Genomic DNA, 2,769 nt, shown 5'->3' with positions numbered 1-2,769 from the left:
CGGCAGGACAGAGGGGGGTGCCACATCCAAAGACATCTCTAAAGGCGACGCAGCAACCCGCCGCCACTCCTCGACCCCGATCAACCCCCGCCCCGGCCACCAAATACCCGCCTTCATCAAAGGCACTGCCGGCGCCGGCTTCTCGGCTCCCGACAGCATCGCCCCGGCATAGTCGAGAAATGCCCGCGCATTGGCATCGCCACCCTCGATCAGATAGGCCCACAACGCGTTGAGATCATCGAGACCGACATTGGAAAACGGCAGCAGCCCCGCATCTGGCCTGGCATCGCCCGGCAGCACCGCGATCAGCGCAGCGGCGCGCGCTGCCGCTGCATGCAGCGCCTCCAGCGCATAGTGGAAATAGCTGGCGCCGCCGAGCGCACGCACGATGATCAGCTTCGCATGCCGCACCGTGCGCTCGACATAGGTATCGACAGACATCGGGTGCTTGAGGCTCATCAGGCTTGCGAGCCGGAGCGAAGGCCCCGCCCCGCGATCGCGATGGGCGGCCGCGATCGCGGCAAGCTCGCTGTCCGCCGCCGACAGGAACAGGATATCGCCCGGCGTCTGCCCGAGGTCGATTGCCTCCTCGCCGTCGCTGATCGTTCCCTGCTGGGCCAGAAGCAGATGCATCGGTCTATGCCAGCGCTGCGATCGCTGCCCTCACCGCACCCTGGTCCATTTCGTGCAGGCCGATAACGACAAGGCGCGTAGCGCGCTTTTCGCTCGCGCCCCAGGCGCGGTCGAAATAATGGTCGATCCGGCTGCCGACGGCCTGGAGCTGCAGGCGCATCGGCTTGCCCGAGACATCGACAAAACCCTTGAGGCGCAGCACGTCATGGGCAGCAATGATGCTCTTCAGCGCTTCGACGAAGCCGGCGGGATCGGCAATGGGTCCGAGATCGACGACGAAGCTGTCGAATTCATCATGGTCGTGCGGCGCACCGTCTTCATGCTCCAGCTCGTGATGCGACTTGCGATTGGCGACATCGTCCTCCGTGCCGACGCCGAGGCCGAGCAGGATGCCGGCCGACACCTCGCCGTTCCTCGCCTCGATCATCACGGGCTTGCGCACCGTGCGGGAGGCGACCTCGTCTCGCACCCTGATAAGCCCTGCAGCATCGATCAGGTCGGTCTTGTTGAGCACGATGAGGTCGGCACAGGTCAGTTGATCCTCGAACAGCTCCTCGATCGGGCTTTCGTGATCGAGCGATTCATCCTCGGCGCGGCGCGCATCGACGGCATCATGGTCGTCGGCGAAGCGGCCGGCGGCAACAGCGGCGCTGTCGACCACCGTGATCACACCGTCGACGGTCACCTGGGTACGAATGTCGGGCCAGTTGAAGGCGGCGACCAGCGGCTGCGGCAGGGCAAGGCCAGAAGTCTCGATGACGATATGGTCGGGCCGCTGTTCGCGCTCGAGCAGCTTGGTCATCGTCGGAATGAAATCGTCCGCAACGGTGCAGCAGATGCAGCCGTTGGTCAGCTCGATGATGTCGTCCTCGGTGCAATTCTCCGCACCGCAGCCCTTCAGCACGTCGCCGTCGACGCCGAGATCGCCGAATTCGTTGATGATCAACGCAATCTTCTTACCGCCGGCATTGGTGAGCAGGTTGCGGATCATCGTGGTCTTGCCGGCGCCGAGAAAGCCGGTGATGACGGTTGCGGGAATCTTCTGCTGGTTCATGGACTTAACCCTTCATTTTCAGCGACAGACCTGCCGCGATGAAATAAACTTCGGCGGCCTTCGCCGCGATCGATTGGTGCAAGCGGCCGGCATGATCGCGAAAATCCCGCGCCATGCGATTGTCGGGCACGATGCCGAGACCGACCTCGTTGGAAACGAAAACGAGCCGCGCCTTCGCGCCGAGCAGAAAATCGGCAAGTGCGGCAAATTCCGCCGCCATGTTCCGCTCCTCCATCATCAGATTGGTGACCCAGAGCGTCAGGCAATCGATCAACACGATGCGCCCTTCGCCATCGATGGCGGCGAGCTTGCCGACGAGGTCGAGCGGCTCTTCATGCGTCGTCCAGGACGGACCGCGATCGGCCTTGTGTTGCGTGATGCGCGCCTGCATCTCCTCGTCCCAGGCACGGCCGGTGGCAAGGTAGTGGCGATCGAGGCCACTTGCCGTCACGAGGTCTTCGGCGAAGCGGGATTTGCCGGAACGTGCGCCGCCGAGGATGAAGGTGGCAGTCATGCTCAAACGCCTCTCAGGGAGAGTGCGTAGCCGTGGCTTGTTCCGAGTGCACCTTTCTCGGCTACTGAGGGTGTGACACCCCCCTCTGTCCTGCCGGACATCTCCCCCACAAGGGGAGAGATTGAATCGCCGAGAGCTTTTCTCCAAACAATTGATGTGGGACGACGGTCGTGCTGCTTGCCGATCTCCCTCCTTGTGGGGGAGATGTCCGGCAGGACAGAGGGGGGGATCCAGCATTCGACATAAACGGCCGAAAGCACACCTCTTGCAGCACTGCTTGGAGGCGTCGCGCGCGCCGCACCAGGCCGCGCCGAATTCAATCGTTCAGCCAAGACAACCTCCGTGCTGGCAACGGGCATAGTGCCCAGGTGTGGGCTTCTCGCCCGGCACGCATGGCAGGTCTCCTGGCTCGCGGTTATCGGCCGCGATCGGGGCAGACCGGAAACCGGTCGCCCTGATCGTGCCAGCGGATCATCCTCGCCTTCCCGGCTGCATCAGTGAAAAGGTGGACGATTCGTAGACTTGAGAGGCGTCCGACCCCGGTTGATCACCATGCATATCCAGTGGC

2 protein-coding genes and 1 pseudogene are annotated in these 2,769 nt (G+C 63.3%); all 3 read right to left on the bottom strand.

Translation table 11 applies throughout. The features are described from left to right. Positions 1-633: pseudogene (locus ACM5SV_RS36535) on the bottom strand (cobaltochelatase subunit CobN); the annotation flags it as partial. 4 nt (positions 634-637) lie between these two features. Further along, positions 638-1,687 (bottom strand): cobalamin biosynthesis protein CobW, encoded by a 1,050-nt coding sequence (gene cobW, locus ACM5SV_RS36530; protein ID WP_017994377.1) that lies wholly within the window; start codon positions 1,685-1,687, stop codon positions 638-640. 4 nt (positions 1,688-1,691) lie between these two features. Next, positions 1,692-2,201: a bifunctional adenosylcobinamide kinase/adenosylcobinamide-phosphate guanylyltransferase gene (gene cobU / locus ACM5SV_RS36525; RefSeq protein ID WP_026157387.1), complete on the bottom strand. Its 510-nt coding sequence runs from the start codon at positions 2,199-2,201 to the stop codon at positions 1,692-1,694. Between the last annotated feature and the right edge of the window lie 568 nt (positions 2,202-2,769).

It is taken from the genome of Rhizobium sp. CRRU65 (assembly GCF_048551595.1).
In the GTDB taxonomy this organism is placed as follows: domain Bacteria; phylum Pseudomonadota; class Alphaproteobacteria; order Rhizobiales; family Rhizobiaceae; genus Rhizobium; species Rhizobium leguminosarum_J.
Note: the sequence above shows the minus strand (reverse complement) of the source record. Positions and strands in the feature narration are given on the sequence as shown.